The organism is Kitasatospora sp. NPDC086009, from assembly GCF_044540385.1.
Lineage (GTDB): Bacteria > Actinomycetota > Actinomycetes > Streptomycetales > Streptomycetaceae > Kitasatospora.
This window is the reverse complement of sequence record NZ_JBITSA010000001.1, coordinates 520,342-537,373: the sequence shown is the minus strand read 5'-3', so window position 1 is coordinate 537,373 and position 17,032 is coordinate 520,342. Positions and strand designations below refer to the sequence as shown.

At 74.9% G+C, this 17,032-nt stretch carries 20 protein-coding genes; 12 read left to right on the top strand and 8 right to left on the bottom strand.

Annotated features, from left to right (window positions below):
• Positions 1-146: 146 nt before the first annotated feature.
• The 4 genes from ACIF6L_RS02580 (at position 147) to ACIF6L_RS02565 (ending at position 3,378) form a co-directional block, all read left to right on the top strand.
• Positions 147-413, top strand: coding sequence for a UBP-type zinc finger domain-containing protein (locus ACIF6L_RS02580; protein ID WP_329488471.1), 267 nt, complete (start codon positions 147-149; stop codon positions 411-413).
• A gap of 171 nt (positions 414-584) precedes the next feature.
• Complete coding sequence (locus tag ACIF6L_RS02575; protein ID WP_329488470.1) at positions 585-851, top strand: hypothetical protein; 267 nt, start codon at positions 585-587, stop codon at positions 849-851.
• A 221-nt stretch (positions 852-1,072) separates the two neighbouring features.
• Positions 1,073-2,311: a serine hydrolase domain-containing protein gene (locus tag ACIF6L_RS02570; protein ID WP_396485915.1), complete on the top strand. Its 1,239-nt coding sequence runs from the start codon at positions 1,073-1,075 to the stop codon at positions 2,309-2,311.
• Between the two features lie 83 nt (positions 2,312-2,394).
• On the top strand, positions 2,395-3,378 hold the full coding sequence (locus tag ACIF6L_RS02565; protein WP_396485914.1) for a sigma-70 family RNA polymerase sigma factor: 984 nt from the start codon (positions 2,395-2,397) through the stop codon (positions 3,376-3,378).
• Here the strand turns inward: ACIF6L_RS02565 and ACIF6L_RS02560 are convergent.
• Positions 3,289-3,618: an STAS domain-containing protein gene (locus ACIF6L_RS02560; RefSeq protein ID WP_396485913.1), complete on the bottom strand. Its 330-nt coding sequence runs from the start codon at positions 3,616-3,618 to the stop codon at positions 3,289-3,291. The two genes, ACIF6L_RS02565 and ACIF6L_RS02560, sit on opposite strands and share 90 nt — an antisense overlap.
• A gap of 231 nt (positions 3,619-3,849) precedes the next feature.
• Here ACIF6L_RS02560 and ACIF6L_RS02555 point away from each other — a divergent pair, with 231 nt between their 5' ends.
• A complete protein-coding gene (locus ACIF6L_RS02555) occupies positions 3,850-4,287 on the top strand; it encodes an SRPBCC domain-containing protein (RefSeq protein ID WP_329488467.1) in 438 nt (145 codons plus the stop codon).
• A gap of 72 nt (positions 4,288-4,359) precedes the next feature.
• Entirely contained in the window at positions 4,360-4,851 is a 492-nt protein-coding gene (locus ACIF6L_RS02550; protein ID WP_396492458.1) for an NUDIX domain-containing protein, read from the top strand.
• 42 nt (positions 4,852-4,893) lie between these two features.
• Here the strand turns inward: ACIF6L_RS02550 and ACIF6L_RS02545 are convergent, their stop codons facing one another.
• From ACIF6L_RS02545 to ACIF6L_RS02535, 3 genes are all read right to left on the bottom strand, one after another.
• Positions 4,894-5,643 carry a Clp protease N-terminal domain-containing protein gene (locus tag ACIF6L_RS02545; RefSeq protein WP_329488464.1) on the bottom strand — a complete coding sequence of 250 codons (750 nt, stop codon included), beginning with the start codon at positions 5,641-5,643 and terminating at the stop codon, positions 4,894-4,896.
• Positions 5,644-5,722: 79 nt separating this feature from the next.
• The gene (locus ACIF6L_RS02540; protein ID WP_329488463.1) at positions 5,723-6,430 is read right to left on the bottom strand and encodes a class I SAM-dependent methyltransferase; all 708 of its coding nucleotides are present in this window, start codon (positions 6,428-6,430) and stop codon (positions 5,723-5,725) included.
• 108 nt (positions 6,431-6,538) lie between these two features.
• The gene (locus ACIF6L_RS02535) at positions 6,539-6,985 is read right to left on the bottom strand and encodes a GNAT family N-acetyltransferase (protein WP_359834061.1); all 447 of its coding nucleotides are present in this window, start codon (positions 6,983-6,985) and stop codon (positions 6,539-6,541) included.
• A gap of 47 nt (positions 6,986-7,032) precedes the next feature.
• On the opposite strand from ACIF6L_RS02535, the gene ACIF6L_RS02530 reads away from it, so the two are divergent.
• A complete protein-coding gene (locus ACIF6L_RS02530; RefSeq protein ID WP_329488461.1) occupies positions 7,033-7,605 on the top strand; it encodes a GNAT family N-acetyltransferase in 573 nt (190 codons plus the stop codon).
• 25 nt (positions 7,606-7,630) lie between these two features.
• Here the strand turns inward: ACIF6L_RS02530 and ACIF6L_RS02525 are convergent, their stop codons facing one another.
• From ACIF6L_RS02525 to ACIF6L_RS02515, 3 genes are all read right to left on the bottom strand, one after another.
• On the bottom strand, positions 7,631-8,386 hold the full coding sequence (locus ACIF6L_RS02525) for a tyrosine-protein phosphatase (protein WP_359804162.1): 756 nt from the start codon (positions 8,384-8,386) through the stop codon (positions 7,631-7,633).
• A gap of 186 nt (positions 8,387-8,572) precedes the next feature.
• Complete coding sequence (locus tag ACIF6L_RS02520) at positions 8,573-9,283, bottom strand: VC0807 family protein (RefSeq protein WP_396485911.1); 711 nt, start codon at positions 9,281-9,283, stop codon at positions 8,573-8,575.
• An 80-nt stretch (positions 9,284-9,363) separates the two neighbouring features.
• Positions 9,364-9,996 (bottom strand): hypothetical protein, encoded by a 633-nt coding sequence (locus ACIF6L_RS02515; RefSeq protein WP_396485910.1) that lies wholly within the window; start codon positions 9,994-9,996, stop codon positions 9,364-9,366.
• Between the two features lie 188 nt (positions 9,997-10,184).
• Here ACIF6L_RS02515 and ACIF6L_RS02510 point away from each other — a divergent pair, with 188 nt between their 5' ends.
• The 5 genes from ACIF6L_RS02510 (at position 10,185) to ACIF6L_RS02490 (ending at position 15,791) form a co-directional block, all read left to right on the top strand.
• A complete protein-coding gene (locus ACIF6L_RS02510; protein WP_396485909.1) occupies positions 10,185-10,982 on the top strand; it encodes an RNA polymerase sigma factor in 798 nt (265 codons plus the stop codon).
• A complete protein-coding gene (locus tag ACIF6L_RS02505; RefSeq protein WP_396485908.1) occupies positions 10,979-12,022 on the top strand; it encodes a hypothetical protein in 1,044 nt (347 codons plus the stop codon). Before ACIF6L_RS02510 ends, ACIF6L_RS02505 begins: the two co-directional genes overlap by 4 nt.
• A 300-nt stretch (positions 12,023-12,322) precedes the next feature.
• Positions 12,323-12,691: a hypothetical protein gene (locus tag ACIF6L_RS02500; RefSeq protein WP_396492456.1), complete on the top strand. Its 369-nt coding sequence runs from the start codon at positions 12,323-12,325 to the stop codon at positions 12,689-12,691.
• Positions 12,692-12,767: 76 nt separating this feature from the next.
• Positions 12,768-14,285: a protein kinase gene (locus ACIF6L_RS02495; protein WP_396485907.1), complete on the top strand. Its 1,518-nt coding sequence runs from the start codon at positions 12,768-12,770 to the stop codon at positions 14,283-14,285.
• Positions 14,286-14,414: 129 nt separating this feature from the next.
• Positions 14,415-15,791 (top strand): FAD-dependent oxidoreductase, encoded by a 1,377-nt coding sequence (locus tag ACIF6L_RS02490; RefSeq protein ID WP_396485906.1) that lies wholly within the window; start codon positions 14,415-14,417, stop codon positions 15,789-15,791.
• On the opposite strand, the gene ACIF6L_RS02485 is transcribed toward ACIF6L_RS02490, so the two are convergent.
• The gene (locus ACIF6L_RS02485; protein WP_396485905.1) at positions 15,674-17,029 is read right to left on the bottom strand and encodes a methyltransferase domain-containing protein; all 1,356 of its coding nucleotides are present in this window, start codon (positions 17,027-17,029) and stop codon (positions 15,674-15,676) included. The two genes, ACIF6L_RS02490 and ACIF6L_RS02485, sit on opposite strands and share 118 nt — an antisense overlap.
• Positions 17,030-17,032 lie beyond the last annotated feature (3 nt).

The window sequence follows — 17,032 nt, the reverse complement described above, 5'->3', positions numbered from 1 at the left end:
GCGGGCCCGCGTCACACGGCGTGGCCGCCGCACGGCCGGGCAGCAGACGACGGGCAGCAGACGGCCGGGCGGGAGACGGCCGGGTGCGGCCCGGCTCGGGCGTGTCTTGGGCGCCCGCCCGGGGCTGCCGTCACTACTCTGCGTGCATGAGCTCCTGCGAAGACCTCGCCACGGCACCCCAGGACATCGCGCCCCTGCCACCGCCCGACGGCTGCGCCGACTGCCTGGCCGCGGGCAACCGGGACTGGGTGCACCTGCGGCTCTGCCTGGACTGCGGGCACATCGGCTGCTGCGACTTCTCACCGGGGAAGCACGCCACCGCGCACTTCCACAACAGCTCCCACCCGGTCATCCGCTCGTACGAGCCGGGGGAGGACTGGCGCTGGTGCTTCGTCCACGAGGTCATGGGCTGAGCCCGACCGCCCCCGCCCCGCCCGTACCGGCACCGCCCCGCCGGCACCGGCTCGCGCGGGCGTCGCCGGCCGTCCGGATGTGTAATCCTGCCCAATCCCGGACATAACGCCCGTGCGGCCCTCCCGGTCGACGCCCCTCGTGGGCCGGTGACCGCCGAAGGGAGGTCGATGATGACCAAGCGAACGCCGAGCGGCACCGACAAGCTCCGCCGGGGCACTCAGGAGCTGCTGGAGCGCCGGGGCATGGCGATGACCCCGAAGCCGCTCCCCCCGAGGCTCGGCACCCGTGCCCCGTCCGCCGCCGGGTCCGGCTCCGACGGGGCCTTCCGGCACGGCGGCCGGGACGTCGGGACGACGGCCATGCACTCCGCCCCCGCGATGCACGCCGAACTCAAGGGCCACCGCCACCGCGGCGCGGAGAAGCACTCCGCGCACTGAGCGGGACGCCTTTCGTCAGGGGGCGGGCGCCGAAAGCGGCGCCCGCCCCCTGACGTGTGCCCGGGAGCGTCCCCGAACCGTCTCGGGGTCGCCTCCGGGGCAGCTGGGGGCCCGTCCCGGATGGCCGGTGCGCCGCGCTCCCGAAGACTCGTTCCCGGGTGGACCGCCACCCGCTGGGAGAGCGTCACCCGCCGGACGAGCCGCACTTGGAGCGCAAGCCGATGAAGACCCCCGTACGCGACCGCCGTTGGAACACCCTCGCCGTCTCCGGCGCGCTGCTGGTGGCCGCCGTCGCGGGCATCGCGACGCCCGCCCTGGCGGCCGACCGTCCGACGGACAGCGCGAGTTCGGCCGCCGCCGTCCGTCTGGCCGGGCCGCCGGACGGCGCGGCACTGGCGCGGACGCTCGCCGACCTGCCGAGCGGGGGCGTCACCGGCGCGCTGGTCCGGGTCGGCGGCCGGGGCGGCCAGTGGTCCGGCACGGCGGGGGCCGGGGTGTCGGCGGACGCCCGCTTCCGGATCGGCAGCATCTCCAAGGTCTTCACCGCCACCGTGGTGCTCCAGCTCGCCGCCGAGCGGCGGATCGACCTGGACGGCACCGTCCAGCATTACCTGCCGGGGCTGCTGCCGGCCTCCTACCCGCCGGTCACCGTGGGCCAGTTGCTCGACCACACCAGCGGGCTGCCGGGCGGCGGCGGTCTGACCTCGGGGGACGGCACGGAGAGCTGGTTCGCCGCGCACAAGGCCGACTCCTGGACGCCCGCCCAGGTGGTCGCGGACGCCGTCGCGCAGCCGATGGGCTTCGCGCCGGGCACCGCGCAGCAGTACAACGGCATCAACACCTTCATCGCCGGGATGCTGGTCGAGAAGGTCACCGGCCGGACCTTCGCCCGCGAGGTGCAGACCAGGATCGCCCGGCCGCTGGGCCTGCGCGACACCGTCGTCCCGGACCGCGACGACCTCGCGCTGCCCGCCCCGCACGCTCCCGCGTGGGTGGACGTCACCGGCCCGGACGGCGTCCGGCAGCGGGTGGACGTGACCGGGCAGAGCCCCTGGCCGTGGGCGGAGGGCGGCATGGTCTCCTCGGCCGCCGACCTGGACCGCTTCATGACGGCGCTGCTGCGCGGCCGGCTCCTGCCGCCCGCCCAGCAGGCCGAGCTGTTCGACGTGCCGGACGTGCCCAACCACCGGAACAAGAACTGCGAGATCGGTCCGACCGCCGGTCACGCCTGCTTCAGCAAGGGCCTGATGAGCGCCACCCTGCCCAACGGCGTCCAGGTCTGGGGCAAGACCGGCTCCCGGCCCGGGTACACCAGCGGGGTGTTCGCCACCAAGGACCTCGGCCGCAAGGTGGTCTACTCGATCAACCCGACCGGTCTGTCCGGTGCGGAGTTCCCGAAGGTCTGGCAGATCGTGACCACCTCCTTCGACTCGGCCCAGGAGTACCCGACGGCGGGGTGACCGGAAGGGGGCGGCCCGGGTTGTCAGTGCCCTGCGGTACGTTCACCGTGATCTCTGGCGAGGCGAGGACACGGGGGCGCGCGATGGCCGACCTGATGACGGACGAGCCGGTCGAGCCGGTCGAGCTCCAGCTGGAGCGGTACCGGACGGAGCTGACCGGCTACTGCTACCGCATGCTCGGCTCGGTCTTCGAGGCCGAGGACGCGGTGCAGGAGACGATGGTCCGCGCCTGGCGCGGCCACCGGGGCTTCGAGGGCCGGTCCGCGCTGCGCTCCTGGCTGTACCGGATCGCCACCAACGTCTGCCTGGACGCGCTGAACGGCCGCAACGGCCGGGCCCGTCCGATGGACCTCACCGGGCCGTCCACCGTGGCCACCGCCACCGAGGCGCAACTGCCCGAGGTGACGTGGATCGGGCCGGCGCCGGACGGCCGGATCCTGCCCGAGACGGGGGACCCGGCCGAGGTGGCCGCCCAGCGCGACTCCGTGCGGCTGGCGTTCGTGTCGGTGCTGCAGCGGCTCGCGCCCCGGCAGCGGGCGGTGCTGATCCTGCGGGAGGTGCTGGGCTGGAAGGCGGCCGAGGTCGCCGAGCTGCTCGGGGTCACCGTCGCCTCGGTCAACAGCGCGCTCCAGCGGGCCCGGGCGGTGCTCGCGGCGGACGCCTCGGCCGCCCGTCCGGCGCCCGTGCTGGACGACGACCACCGCGCGCTGCTGGCCCGCTACGTCAGCGCCTTCGAGGCGTACGACATGGACGGGCTGGCCGCGCTGCTGCACGAGGACGTCACGCTCAACATGCCGCCGTACGAGCTGTGGCTGACCGGGCACGCCGACATCCGCGAGTGGATGCTGGGCCCCGGCCACGGGTGCCGGGGTTCGCGGCTCGTTCCGGTGGAGGCCAACGGCAGTCCGGCGTTCGGCCAGTACCGGCCGAGCCCGGCGGGCGGGCACGAGCCGTGGGCGCTGATCGTGCTGGAGGTGTCAGCGGGCCGGATCACCGGTCTCACCAACTTCCTGGACACCGACACGCTCTTCCCGCTCTTCGGTCTCCCGCCCCGGCTGGACGGGTAGCGCCCCGGCGACCGGCAGGGCGCCGGCCAGGCCGCTGAACGCGAGCAGCTCCCGCAGGGGGCCGCTCGCGTTCAGCAGTACCACCCGCACACCGTGGCGCCCGGCGGCGAGCCGGAGCCGGGCGAGGGCGTCGACCACCGCCAGGTCGGGGGTGGTGAGGGCGCCGACGTCGCAGGTCAGCGTTGGGCGGGTGGGGGGTTCGCGGTGGGTGTGGTGAGGGCTGTTCGGGTGAGTGTCCATGCAGGGCAGACCGTGCGGGCGGTCCCGGCTCATCGGCCTGCGGCGAGGTTCCTGGAGCAGGCGGCGGCGGAGTCTCTCGGAGAAGTTCGGAAAAGTCTCCGGTGGAGCGATGAGTTCCGCGGCCGGCCCCGGTCTACCCCTGTGAAAGCGACGCACCGCGGAAGCCCCGCACCGCGGAAGCCCCGCACCGCATCGCACCACGACCACGACCACGACCACGGAGGACACACCATGAGCGAGAACCTCGGCGAGCTGACCATCACCCGCGAGCTGCCCGCCACCCCGGCGGTCGTCTTCCGGGCGTACACCGAGCCGGAGCGGTTCGTCCGCTTCTGGGGCCCGGTCGGCACCCACGTCCCGCTGGACACCGTGACCATCGAGCCGAAGGTCGGCGGGCGCTACGACAGCACCATGGTCATCGACGCGACCGGGGAGCGCTATCCGCTGCGGGGCGAGATCACCGACATCCGGCCCGGAGAGCTGCTGGCCTTCCAGGAGGAGGGCGTCGGGCTGCGCTCCAGCCTCACCCTCACGGACCTCGGCGACGGCCGGACCGAGGCCGTCCTGCACCAGACCGACGCACCGGACTTCTACTGCGGTCCCGAGGCGCGGGCGGGCCTCAACTCCAGCTTCGACCGCCTGGTCGAGTACCTCCTGGGCCAGGCCTGACCGGCCGGGCGCGGGGAGCGGCAGTGGTGGCAGAGTGGGGCGCAGTGATCCCCGCGCCGTAGGAGGCCCGCTGTGTCGGCTGAGCCCTTGAAGTCCCGCGAAGAGTGGCTGGCGTCGCTGCCGCGGATCTACGCGGCCGCCGGCTGCGTGCTGCGGGACGAGTCCGGCCGGATCCTGATCGTGAAGGCCGGGTACCGGGAGCACTGGCAGTTCCCGGGCGGCACGATCGACCGCGGCGAGGGTCCGGTCGCGTGCGCCGAGCGGGAGCTGACCGAGGAGACCGGGCTGGTCCGCCCGGCCGGTGAGCTCCTCGTCATCTCCTGGACCCACCCCTCGGACGAACTGGACCACCCGGCCGAGCACTTCCTGTTCGACTTCGGCACCGTCCCGGACGGCACCCCCGTGACCGTCCCGGCCGGTGAACTGGACGACCACCGCTGGGCGACCGATCAGGAGGCGCTCGAACTCCTCGGTCCGGCCCGTTCGTTGCGCCTTCGGGCGGCGATGGAGGCGGCTGCCGACGGGCGGGTGCGGATCATCTCCACGCCCATCTCCGGCTTCTGAGCGGTCGGGGGCCCCGGCGGGCCGGAGCCCCCGACGGGCGGGTCACTCCGGCGAGCCGGTGGTCGCCGCGATGAGGGCCGTGACGGCCTCCGAGGTGAAGTTCTCGACCTCGGCCTTGTCCACGCCGAGGTCGGCCAGCGGTCCGGTGCCGTCGGCCTGCTCCAGCAGCGCCAGCAGGATGTGTTCCGTGCCGACGTAGTTGTGGCCCAGCTTGAGCGCCTCCCGGAAGGTCAGCTCCAGCACCTTCTTGCCCTCGGTGTCGTAGGGGATGAGCCCGGGCACCTCCTCGACGGCGGCCGGCAGGGCGGCGGTGGAGGCCTCCCGGACGGCTGCCGGGGTGACGCCCTGGGCGGCCAGCGCCTTGACCGCCAGGCCCTCCGGCTCCACCAGCAGGCCGAGCAGCAGGTGCACGGTGCCGATCTCGGCGTTGCCCGCCGTCCGGGCCTCCTCCTGGGAGGCCATCACGACGTGCCGGGCCCGGGGGGTGAAGCGGCTGAAGCCCTGGCTCGGGTCGAGGTCCGAGGGCGCGCCCGGGTCCTTGGGGACGAACCGCTTCTGGGCGGCCTGCTTGCTGACGCCCATGCTGCGGCCGATGTCGGTCCAGGACGCGCCGGAGCGGCGGGCCTGGTCGACGAAGTGGCCGATGAGGTGGTCGGCCAGCTCGCCGAGGGCGTCGGCGGCGATGACCGCGTCGGAGAGCTGGTCCAGCGCGTCGGAGTGGACCTTCTTGATCGCGTCGATCAGGTCGTCGAGGCGCATCGGTGTGGTCTTGGGAACAACGGGATTCTCCATGCGTCAACCGTAGGTTGTCGACCCGAAGGTCGTCAACCATTGGTTGACGATTAAGCGAGTTGGCCCCGACCGGCCCCGCTCAGCCGGACTTCTCCCAGACGTACGCGGCCGAGACCGGGTGGCTGCGGTACTTCTCCCACTTGGGCTTCAGGGCGATCCACGCGTCGTCGACCACCGCCTCGGCCATCTCGGCCAGCCGCCAGCCGGCCGCCAGTCCGGCGCTCAGGTGGTCGGAGACCAGGTGGACGTGGGTGGTGATGGCGACGTCGGCACCGGCGGCGCTCGTGAAGTGGGTCGGCATGCCGGCCGCCATGATGAAGTACGGGTGCAGACCGACCAGGACGCAGCGCCCGCCCGGCCGGGCCAGCCGGAAGGCCTCCCGGTAGAGCGGGCCGAGGTCGGCCAGGTGCTCGTCGATCAGCGAGGAGATCACCAGGTCGTAGCCGCCGCCGGGCAGTCCGGTGGCGGCGACGTCGGCCTCGGTCAGGGTGTCGTGGACGGCCTTGCCCTTGGCGACCGCCAGCATCTCGGGGGTGAGGTCCACGCCGTCCAGGACCAGGCCGTCGGCGGCCTTCCCGCGCAGCCAGGCGCCGGTGCGCCCGGTGCCGCAGCCGAGGTCGGCCGCGCGGGTCACCTCCGCCCAGTCGGGGGTCGCGAGCCGCTCCAGCACCGCGAGGTCCATGGCGTCCTCGACCGTTCTCTCGTACGTCTCCACCCACTGGGCGTAGCCCGTACGGACGTCCACGGTCGGGTAGTTGCGGGTATCGAAGTCGGAGAAGCGCACCATGGCGCGAGTATCTCCGCCCGGGGCGAACGACCGCGAACGATTTACCGCACCCGGCCGGCGCACCCCGCTCCGCGCACCCCGTACCCGCAGCTCGCCCGCCCCGTGCGTTCAGAGGGACAGCTTGAACCCGTCGTGGCTGCGCGCGAAGCCGAGCGAGGCGTAGAAGCGGTGCGCCTCGGTGCGGCGCTTGTGGCTGGTGAGCTGGACCAGCGTGCAGCCCCGCCCGCGCGCCCGCTCGACGGCCCGGGTCAGCAGGTCCCGCCCGAGGCCGCCGCCCCGGCGGTCCGCGCGCACCCGGACGGCCTCGATCAGGGCGCGCTCCTCGCCGCGTCGGCCGAGACCGGGGATGTAGGTGAGCTGGAGGCAGCCGAGCACCGTCCCGTCGCCCTCGTCGAGCACCAGCAACTCGTTGCGGGCGTCCGTGTCCACCGCGGCGAACGCGCGGGCGTAGGCTTCGTCGACCTGCACGGTGGCGGGGTCGGTCACCCCGTCCTCGTCGGTGAGCAGCGCGATGACGGCGGGCAGGTCCTGGCGGGTCGCGGTTCGGAGGTTCACGCCCGGAGTCTGCCAGAGCGGGCGGCGGCGACGACCCTGGGAGGGGCATGCGCATAGTCACGCTTCCGGAGACCGCCGTGCCGGACGAACTCAAGCTCCAGGTGGCCGGGTTGCAGGAGCAGGCCTGGCCAGGGCCGCCGGCGCCGTCCACCGCTCCGGTGCACGACCCGGCGCTGCGCCCGGTGTCGATGCTGCTGCTGGACGGCGGCCGGGTGGTCGCCGCGCTCGACGTGCTCTCCAAGCGGCTGGAGCACGCCGGGCGGACGTACGCGGCGTGCGGGCTGAGCGCCGTGGTCACCGACCGGGTGGAGCGCGGCCGCGGGTACGGGCGCCGGCTGGTCGCGGCCGCCCGCGCCCTCGTCGAGGAGGGCGGCGCGGACCTCGGGCTCTTCACCTGCGACCGGGTGCTCCGGCACTTCTACGAAGGGGCCGGCTGGGAGCTGCTGCCGGGCGCGGTGCTGGTCGGCGGGACGCCCGAACTGCCGTTCCCCAGCGACCGGGAGGGCTTCGACAAGGTGACCATGGCGGGCTTCTTCACGGAGCGCGCCCGCCGACACCGGGCGGACTTCCCGGGCAGCCGGATCGCCCTCCACCCGGGTGAGATCGACCGGCTCTGGTAGCGGAGCGGACGTAGCGGGCGGAGCGTCAGATCGTGCGGTCGGGGCGGGAGTCCAGCAGGCGGGAGCGGACGGCGGCGAGGTCCGCCGGGTCGACGCCGGCTGCCAGCAGGTAGCCGGCCGGGTCGAAGCCGTCCAGGGTGGCGTGGAGGGCGGCCTCGGCGGTGGTGCCGGCCTCGGCGAGCACCGTGTCGATCCGGCGGTACTGGTCCGGCAGGCCGAGCATGCCGTACAGCGGGCGGACGTTGGCCGCGCTGAGCAGGTAGTCGGCGACGATCTCGGACGGCTCGACGCCCGCGAGGGCGAGCAGCAGCAGGGCGGCGAGGCCGGTGCGGTCACGGCCGGCGCCGCAGTGCACGACCAGCCCGCCGGGCCGGGCGCCCGCCACGGTGGCGACCAGTTCGGCGGCGGCGCGCGGGCAGTGGTCGAGGTAGGGGCGGAGGGCGAGCGGGGTGCCGTCCAGTCGTCCGTACCGCTCCCACCAGGCGGGGCCGGCGAGTTCGTCCAGTGGGACGCGGACCAGCTGGACGTCTTCGGGGAGCGGGAGGAGCGGGCGGTACTCCTCGATGTTGCGCAGGTCGACGACGGTGCGTATGCCGTGGTCGAGCAGGGTGTCCCAGCCCTCGGCGGTGAGGCGGTCGAGGTTGTCGGCCCGGACGATCGCGCGGTGGGCGGTGCGGGTGCCGTCGCCGGTGCGCAGGCCGCCGAGGTCGCGGACGTTGAGGCAACCGTCCCAGTCGAGCGTGCGGTCCTCGGTGGTGGTCAGCGCGTGCGTCCGGCTCATCAGGATCCCCGTTCCTCGCCGGGGGTCCGTTACCCCCTCGTTATATGGACTCCGGAGCCGTCCCGATGGTTCCTCTGCTGTGCGGCAGGCCGTCGGGGGCGGGCGGTGTGGAGCGGGTCGGACGGGTGGTCCGGGTGCGGTGGATCAGGCGGGTCAACGTGCTTGCGGTGCGCGGTGGTTGGTGGTTCAGAGGCCGGTCGGCTCGGCGGCCTCGGTGCGGACCAGCTTCTCCATCGGGTCGGCGGCACGGTGGCCGAGCACCGAGCCGGCCGCGATCGCGCCGATCAGGAAGGCGGTGGACAGCCAGGCCATGGTCGAGACCGGCAGGGTGAAGGCGCCGACCACCCGGGCCACGCACTCGGTCAGCAGGGCGGTGCCCCAGATGCCGGAGAAGAGCCGCTCGTAGCGGCGGAAGGAGCGCGAGCGGGCCGCCCGGCCGTCGGCCAGCCGCTGCCAGGCGGCGGAGCGGGCCCGGTCGCCCTTGGTCAGGAAGGGCATCAGCATCGGCGACATCATCGGCCGGCCGAGGAAGACGGAGACCAGGATCGCCAGCGCGAGGGAGCCGCTGAGCGCGCCGTCCTTGGCGAGCATCAGCCGCGCGTCGCCCGTCACGGTGGTGAGCGCCAGACCGATCACGTTCACGCCGAGCATCATCGAGGCCCACAGGTTGACCTTCCGCTCGCGGACCAGGCCGACGACCGTCCGGACGGCCGGGACGGCGCCGCTCCAGGCGAGGGCGGCGAACTGGCTCATCCCGAACGCGGAGTGCAGCAGGTAGTAGCCGGCCAGCGGGGTCACGACGTCCAGCGCGAGCGGGCGGAGCGTGGCGGCCAGCGGGTTCGGGGCCTTGGCGGCGGCGGTCCCGGCGGTGGCGGTGGTGGTGGCGGTCTGGCTCATGGTGGGCTCTCCCCTGGCTGGTGCTCGGCCTGCGGGCCGGTGCCCGCGTCGTGCCTCCAGTCTCCCGAGCCGACCCTGCGTCAGAGCAGTGCCGTCCGTTGCGGGATCCGCATGACAGTTGTCACGACGCGCACCATGACAGCGCCGTTGACCTGCGCGTTCAGCCGGTGGGCGGGTCGATGTGCCAGAGCGGTCGGCTGAGGGTGTCCAGGCAGCGCACCGCGCGGAAGCGCTCGTCCCCGACGGAGAGGAACCCGTGGGCGACGCCTTGGAGGACGGTCCGCGCCCACCGCGTCCGCCCCGGTCCGCGCGACCGTGTCCGCCCCGGTCCACGCGCCGGTCAGGACGAGCTCCTTGTCGACCAGCTCGGCGCGCTGGATCCGCGCCACCGAGACGGCCGGCAGGACGGCGTTGACCTGCTTCAGCCCGGGCGGTGTCCGGAGACAGGTCTCGCCGGTGCCGGAGCGGTCCCGCTCGGCCCGGCGCCGCAGCTCGGACAGGCCGTAGTGGTCGACGGCGGCGATCGAGTCGTCCAGCGCGACCCGCCGGCGCGGTCCCGGCCGCACCTCCCACCAGACGTCCTCGCCGACCGGCAGCACCTCGCCGATCCGGGCCCGCCAGGTCTCGATGCCGGTCTCCGCCGGGGCGTGCCGGAGGGCAGGGGCGGCGTGGACGGTGGCCCGCGAGCGGGGGGAGCGGGAGCGCGGGAGCACGTCGTGGAGGGCCGGGCGGGTCGGCCGGGCGGCGCGAATGGCGCATGATGTGGCGGGTGCAGAGTGCAGAGCGCCCCGGAGCGGGCACCGACAACCCCGTCGGCCGGTCCGGACCGGCACCGGTGTCCGGCGGCCCCCCGCCTGGCCCCCCGCCCGGCCCGCCGCCCGGCCCGCCGTCCACCGCGTCCGTGGGGCCGCCCGCGGTCCCGCCCGCGGGGCCGGGCACCGCCGTCGACCTGTCCGAGGCCGTGCGGGCGGCGCAGGACGGGGACGAGGAGGCGTTCCGGCTGCTGTTCCGGAGCGTCCAGCCGGGCCTGCTCCGCTACCTCCGGGTGCTCGTCGGCGGCCGGCCCGAGGACGCGCAGGACGCCGAGGACATCGCCTCCGAGGCCTGGCTGCAGATCGCCCGCGACCTGCGGACCTTCTCCGGCGACGGGGACGGGTTCCGCGGCTGGGCCGCCACCATCGCCCGCAACCGCGCGCTGGACCACCTGCGCGCCCGCCGTCGTCGCCCGGTCGCCGACCTGCCCTTCGAGTACCTGGCCGAGCTGGCCGCCGGGGACGACACAGCGGGGGCGGCGCTGGCCGCCGTCGGCACGGCGGACGCGCTGGCCCTGATCTCCCGGCTGCCGCGCGACCAGGCCGAGGCGGTGCTGCTGCGGGTGGTGATGGAGCTGGACGCGGAGAGCGCCGCCCGGGTGCTCGGCAAGAAGTCCGGCAGCGTCCGGATGGCCGCGCACCGGGGGCTGAAGCGGCTGGCCAAGCTGCTGGAGCAGCCCCTCGCGGCGGGTGTGGGAATTCCGGCGCACCGGTCGGCGACCGGGCCGTCCGGGCAGCCGGCCCGGCCAACGGCAGGGCCTGCCGGACCGGCCGGGGCGGGGGGTGCCGGAAGAGGCGTCGGACAGAGCGCGGAGGACGGCAGGAAAAGAGTTCCTCCGCAGGGTGTGACAGAACGCAGGGCCGCGACGCTGAAGGACATGAGATGAGCACCAACCGATCCCGTCGGATCGACCGTGACACGGCCGAGCAGTTGCTCGGCGGTGCCGTGGGCGGACCGTCGGCCGGGCAGGACGCCTCGCTCACCGGACCGGATGCCAGTACCGGGCGTACGGGGGTTGCCCACGTGTTGGCCGCCGCCGCCGCCCCAGCGGTGGCGGATGAGCTGGCCGGTGAGGAGGCCGCCCTGGCCGCGTTCCGGGAGGCCCGTCTCGCGCCCGTCCCCGCTGTTCCCGCTCCATCCGCACCCGTCCGGAGACGATCGATGGCAACCGCCGCGCTGGCCAGGGCCTTCAGCACGAAGGCTGTTGCCGTCGTGCTCGGAGCCACTGCGCTCGGCGGTGTGGCGGTCGCGGCCGGGACGGGCAACCTTCCGTCAGCGCTCGGCGGCGGTTCCGAGGAGCCGAGGCCGTCGCTGCTGGCGCCCGCCACGGCCTCCTCCGCCCCGGTCGCCTCGTCCGCCGCGGGCGGCGGTTCGTCCACGCGCCTGCCCTCCACCGGGCCGTCCACCACCGGACCGTCCGCCGTCGGGCCGTCCGCCGGGGCGTCCACCGCCGGTCCGTCCACCGGTGCGGCGAAGCCGCCGTCGCCGGGCGTCTCGCCCTCGGCCTCCACGGAGACCAGGGGCCAGCAGGCCAGGGCCGCGCTGGTGGCGCTCTGCCAGGGCTACACCGACCGGAAGGGCAAGGGTGGGCACCCACGCCCGCTCGTCACGGATCCGCAGTTCGCCGCGCTGGTCGCGGCGGCTGGCGGTCCGGACAAGGTGGACGAGTACTGCGGGGAGGTCCTGCGGCACAAGGACGACGACGACCGTCAGGCCGTCCCGTCCCCGTCCCGCCCCGGCAGCACCGACGGCGGCGGCCGCGACGGCGGAAAGAAGGACGACGGCAAGACCGCCGACGGGAAGAACGGCTCCGGTGGTGGCGGGAGCGGGCCCGGCCCGCTGCCGACCGCGGTGCCGACGCTCCCCGGCGTCCTGCCGAAGCCCGACCGCTCCGGGCAGTCCGCCGACTCCCCTCCGGGGAGGTAACCCCAGAACTCCGGATGAGCGGCGGGCGAAACCCCCCCGGGCCCGTCGCTCATCCGGACCGCTCCACCGCTCCACCGCAGGACCGCTCCAACCTCACCACCCGCAGACCCCGGGTGGCCGGTCGGCTCCCCCGTGCCAACCGTCCACCCGGCCGGCTCCGCCCGGACCGGACGGCGCACCCCGGACGCGCCGCCGGCCCGGCCAGGGCCGCACCCTACGGCCCGCCCGCCCCGCAGTCGGGCGGGCCGCAGGGCGCATCCAGCGCACCTGCACTCCGCGAGACCAGACCTGGACCCGACCGTGACCGTCACCTTGTACGACCACGAGCCGGCGGCCGGGGAACCGCTGCCCGGTTCCCCGGCCGCCACCCCTTCCCGGCAGGCCGCCGAGACCACCGCCGCCCCGGTGTTCGTGGACTCCTCCGGCCGCCGCCAGCGGCGGGTCCGCCGACTCGGTCTGCTGCTCGCCGTGCCGGCCGCCGGCTACCTGGTGCTGCTCGCCAGCACGGTGCTCGGCGGCGGCGCACGGCGACGCCCCGGGCCACCAGCCTTCCGGGTACCAGGCCTCCGGGTACCAGGCCTCCGGATACCCGGCCCCCGGGTACGACGCCCCCGGGTACGACGCCCCGGGCTACGGGAGCCCGATGCACGCTCCGCCCGGGCACGTTGACGCCGGGGGCTATCGTGCACACGTGCACGAGGCGGTCCGGGGCCCCGGGCAGGGCACGTGAGGGGAGCGGTTCCAGGTGATCGGACGGGCGCTTAACGGACGGTACGAACTCGTCGAGATACTCGGCGTCGGCGGGATGGCCACCGTCTGGCGGGGCGTGGACCACGTGCTGGGCCGTCAGGTGGCCGTCAAGGTCCTCAACGGCGGCCTCGCCGACGACCCGCGCTTCGCCGAGCGGTTCAGCCGCGAGGCGCAGCACGCGGCGATGCTGGTGCACCCGCGGATCGTCATGGTCTTCGACTCCGGCGTGGACCAGGGCTCGCCGTACATCGTCATGGAGCTGGTGCACGGCCTCTCGCTGGCCACCCTGCTCGCCCAGCAGCCCGGGCTCCCGGTGGAACGCGCGGTCGGCATCGCGGCGGCGGTGTGCGAGGCGCTGGAGGTCGCGCACGGCGCGAGCCTGGTGCACCGGGACATCAAGCCCGGCAACATCATGATCACCAACGACGGCGGGGTGAAGGTCGTCGACTTCGGCATCGCCCGGGCCGGGTCGTCCAGCAACCTCACCCAGGCGGCGATGGTGCTCGGCACGGCCGCCTACCTGTCGCCCGAGCAGGCCACCGCCGCCGAGCTGGACGGGCGCACCGACCTGTACGCGGTCGGCTGCGTGCTGACCGAGATGCTCACCGGCGCACCGCCGTTCACCGCCGAGACGCCGGTGGCGATCGCGTTCAAGCACGTCACCGAGCAGCCGCTGCCGCCGTCCGCGCGGCGGGCCGGGGTGCCGTCGGCGCTGGACGCGGCGGTGCTGCGCCTGCTCGCCAAGGACCCGGCCGACCGGCCCGGCACCGGCGCGGCCGCGCGCGCCGAGCTGCTGGCGACGATTCCGGGGCTGGCCTTCTCGGACCCGACCAGTGAGCTGCTCGCCACCGGTGCGGCCGGTCAGGCCACCCAGTTGCTGCCGCCGGTCCCGTTCCGGCCCGCGCCCGCCGCGACCTCGGTGATGGCGCCGGTGCCGGCGATGGCCCCCGTGCCGGACGGCGAGGGGCCCGTCCGGGAGAGCCGCCGCAAGCCGCTGCTGTTCGGCGCGCTGGGCCTGGTGGGGGTGGCGGGCGCCGCGATGCTCGCGATCACCGCCTTCGACGACCCGGCCACGCCCACCGCCGCGCCGCCGCCCAAGCCGACCCGGTCGGTCTCGGCCGCCGCGACGCCCACGCCGACCACGGCCGCGCCCACCACCCCGACGGCGCTCCCGACCCCGTCGGCCACGCCCACCGCCGCCACCACCCCGCCGCGCGGCCAGGCCCCGGCCGTCCAGCTCAACGCCCTTCGCGGGGCGGTGGCGCAGACCCAGATGACCAAGGAGCGCGACCGCCAGCTCGATCTGCTGCACACCCTCGACGACGCCGCCGCGCGCCTCAACCAGGGGAAGGAGGACGACGCCGTGCAGGAGTTGAAGAATGCCCAGAAAACAGTCCGGGACATCGCCAAGAAGCACGCGATCGACGGGCAGACGGCCCAGAACTGGAACTCCCGCCTCAGCACGTTGATCACCTCCCTCAACGCCTCCGCCGACCACGACCAGAGCGACTGACACGGCGGCCGGGGTCGTGCCCGGTTCGTCTCCCCACCTCCTCTCCCCTTCCGCGGCGGGGCACCGGCTCCCGGTCCAAGATCGCCCAGCGGTAGGCTCGCTTCGCAACACGACGCGAAGGGGAGCTCAGTGGCGCGGGTTGCAGTGATCGGTGGAGGCATCAGCGGGCTGGGGGCGGCGCTGATGCTGGGTCGGCGGGGTCACACGGTCACCTTGTACGAACAGGACGCGCGGGAGGCCGGCGCGGACCTGGAGCAGGACTTCTTCGGGTGGGGCAGGCCGCGGGTCCCGCAGGCCGTCCAGCCGCACTCGCTGCTCGCACCGGTGCGCACCGTGCTGCGGGCCGAGGCGCCCGACGTCTACCAGGACCTGTTGGCGCGCGGGGCCCGGGAGTTCCACGATTTCGACTGGTTCGACGAGCACCCGCCGCACCGGGACGGTGACGAGGACCTGGTGACCCTGCGCACCCGCCGCATCGTGCTGGAGGCCGCCCTGACCGCGGCCGTGCGGCGGGAGGCCACCGTGGAGGTGCGGCGGGGGCGCCGGGTGAGCGGCCTCGCCGTCGGGGAGGGGCGGCCCGTCCGGGTCACCGGCGTGCGGGTCGGCGCGGAGACCTTCGGGGCGGACCTCGTCGTCGATGCGGCCGGCCGGCGCTCGCCGGTGCCCGCCTGGCTGGTGGAGGCGGGCTGCCGGCCGCCGGTGGTCGAGAGCCACCGCACCGGGATCGCCTACCTGTGCCGCTGGTACCGCCTGCGGGCGGACGGCCCGCGCGACCCGGGGCGGGGGGTGAGGACCGGCTCGGCCGCGTCGTTCGCGCTGGCCGGGGTCTTCCCCTCCGACAACGACACCTTCGCGGTGAACCTGCTGCTCTCCACGGCGGATCCGACCCGGGGCGCGCTCACCGACCCCGAGGTGTTCGAGGCCGTGGCGCGCCGCTTCCCCGCCTGCGCCGCCTGGCTCGACCTGGACGCCGAGCCGCAGTCGGCCGTGCTGGCGATGGCCGGCCTGGACAACCGCTGGACGGCGCTCGCCGACGCGGAGGGACCGGTCGTCACGGGTCTGGTCAACGCGGGGGACAGCCTCATCCACACCAACCCCACCTCGGGCCACGGGGTGTCCCTGGGCCTGCGTGCCGCCCAGTACCTCGCCGGACACGTCGACGAGGTCGTCGCGGACCCCGCCGGCTACCACGCGTGGACGGTGGAGGCCCTCCGCCCGTGGTTCGACGCGCAGGTGGCGTCCGACCGCGCCAACGAGCAGCGGCTCGCCGAGAGCGCGCCGCCCCCGGAGCGGCGGGCGGCGGCCGTGGCCACCTGCGCCTTCGAGGACCCGGTCGTCATGCGGGCCCGCGCCAAGGTGCGGCACCTGGTCTCGCGACCGGACGAGGCCTACGCCACCGAGGAGGTGGACCGCCACGTCACCGCCTGGCTGGCCGCCCACCCCGACTTCGAGCCGGAACACGACGGCCCGACCCGCGACCAGTGGGACGCGCTCATAGCGGGCTGAGCGCGGGGCCGGGCGCCCCCCGCACGGCTACCGGTCGGCGGTCCCGGACTGAGCGGCACCGTCGGTCCCGGTCTGAGCGGCACCGGGTTGTCCGGCCCGTCCAGCCACACGGTGTGGCCGGACGGGGTCACCGTGAGCCCGAAGCGGTCGAAGCCCGGTCGGCCCTTGTCGCGCCACCACTGCCAGGCCGCTGCCACCTCGTCCCAAAGTCGCCGGGGCCCGGACTGCACGACCTCGTACGCGGCGCGGCCGGGCTCCCAGTCGGCGGTCGCCCACGAGGTGACGGCGGTGTCGTGCAGCCACAGCGTGTACGTGCCGTCGTCGTAGCGCTCGGTCAGCGGGAACACCCCGGGCAGTTGGACGCCGACGGCGAACATCTCCAGCCATCCGCCGACCGTCTCGGGGGACAGGCTGGTGGTGGACGCGGTGCCGTCCGCGGGCCAGGGGCCGGAGAGGTAGGCCAGGCTGTCCGGCCGGGCGCTCCGCTGCCGGCGCAGCCGCATGAAGGCCGACGAGCCGACGAACCGGCCGCTCGCCGTGCCGTCGTCGGCGGCGGTGAGGCGTACGAGCGCCTCACCGCCGTACTCCGGCCCCCACGGCGCGACGATCACCGCGCCGGGCCGGGCCTGTGCCACCCACGCGTACGGCACCCGGCCGACCGAGCAGGTGGCGATCACCCGGTCGTACGGCGCCGCCTCCGGATGGCCCTCGGCGCCGTCACCGACGACGAGGCGCGGGGTGTACCCGGCGCGGGCGAGACGGCGTTCGGCGGCGGCCGCGCTGACCCGGTCCACTTCGACGCTGACGACGTTCCCGGAACCGACCCGGTGGGCCAGCAGGGCGGCGTTCCACCCGGTGCCGGTGCCGATCTCCAGGATCCGGTGGCCGTCCTCGACGTCCAGGGCGGCGAGCATCGAAAAGACCATGGTGGGCATGGAGTTGGACGACGTGGGCATGGTGCCCACGTCGTCCCCGGTGTGCTCACCGTCGTCCCACTGGGTGGTGAGCGGCACGTCCGAGTGGACGGCCTCCCACCAGGCCGCCGGGTCGGTGTCCCGGTGGACGGCCCGGCCCTGGCGGACGCCGTCGGCCCGACCGGGCCAGATCGTGTCCGGGACGAAGAGGTGACGGGGAACGGCGTCGTACGACGCCAGCCAGTCCGTGGTGAGCGACCCGTTCGCGATGAGCGCGGAGGCCAGCCGGGCCCGACCGGCCTCCGCTTCGTGCTTCCCGGTCACCGG

Coding starts and splice junctions, on each gene's coding strand:
- ACIF6L_RS02580 (WP_329488471.1), top strand. CDS start 147: ATGAGCTCCTGCGAAGACCTCGCCACGGCACCCCAGGACATCGCGCCC.
- ACIF6L_RS02575 (WP_329488470.1), top strand. CDS start 585: ATGACCAAGCGAACGCCGAGCGGCACCGACAAGCTCCGCCGGGGCACT.
- ACIF6L_RS02570 (WP_396485915.1), top strand. CDS start 1,073: ATGAAGACCCCCGTACGCGACCGCCGTTGGAACACCCTCGCCGTCTCC.
- ACIF6L_RS02565 (WP_396485914.1), top strand. CDS start 2,395: ATGGCCGACCTGATGACGGACGAGCCGGTCGAGCCGGTCGAGCTCCAG.
- ACIF6L_RS02560 (WP_396485913.1), bottom strand. CDS start 3,618: ATGGACACTCACCCGAACAGCCCTCACCACACCCACCGCGAACCCCCC.
- ACIF6L_RS02555 (WP_329488467.1), top strand. CDS start 3,850: ATGAGCGAGAACCTCGGCGAGCTGACCATCACCCGCGAGCTGCCCGCC.
- ACIF6L_RS02545 (WP_329488464.1), bottom strand. CDS start 5,643: ATGGAGAATCCCGTTGTTCCCAAGACCACACCGATGCGCCTCGACGAC.
- ACIF6L_RS02540 (WP_329488463.1), bottom strand. CDS start 6,430: ATGGTGCGCTTCTCCGACTTCGATACCCGCAACTACCCGACCGTGGAC.
- ACIF6L_RS02530 (WP_329488461.1), top strand. CDS start 7,033: ATGCGCATAGTCACGCTTCCGGAGACCGCCGTGCCGGACGAACTCAAG.
- ACIF6L_RS02525 (WP_359804162.1), bottom strand. CDS start 8,386: ATGAGCCGGACGCACGCGCTGACCACCACCGAGGACCGCACGCTCGAC.
- ACIF6L_RS02520 (WP_396485911.1), bottom strand. CDS start 9,283: ATGAGCCAGACCGCCACCACCACCGCCACCGCCGGGACCGCCGCCGCC.
- ACIF6L_RS02505 (WP_396485908.1), top strand. CDS start 10,979: ATGAGCACCAACCGATCCCGTCGGATCGACCGTGACACGGCCGAGCAG.